At 62.6% G+C, this 281-nt stretch carries 1 protein-coding gene; it reads left to right on the top strand.

The features are described 5' to 3' along the window. Positions 1-281: hypothetical protein (locus EN786_RS37405; RefSeq protein WP_135910237.1), on the top strand; the 281-nt coding region annotated here is incomplete at both ends.

The following is a 281-nucleotide window of genomic DNA, read 5'->3' as shown; positions in this document are numbered from 1 at the left end:
CGCAACCTTGCCGCAATGGCAGATGCCCTTGTACAGCATCAGTATCTTCCTGTCGCTGGCCGGTGCAAAGGCACGCTGGCCGGGTTATTCCTTCGGCAGGCCTGGCGGCTGCTTGCCCGAAGGACGTTCTATCCTGGCGGAGTCCGACATCGACATGCAATCAATCCGCGACCGTCTCGAAAACATCCTGTCACGTCTTGCCAGTCGTGCAGCCGACGAGAAGGTCTACACGAAGCTCTATGCCGAGGCGGCGCGGGCGGCGGCCGACGCGTCGGATGCCC

It is taken from the genome of Mesorhizobium sp. M4B.F.Ca.ET.143.01.1.1, assembly GCF_004792275.1.
GTDB classification, from domain to species: Bacteria; Pseudomonadota; Alphaproteobacteria; order Rhizobiales; family Rhizobiaceae; genus Mesorhizobium; species Mesorhizobium abyssinicae.
The sequence above is the reverse complement of the archived record's forward strand: the minus strand, read 5'-3'. Positions and strand labels throughout refer to the sequence as shown.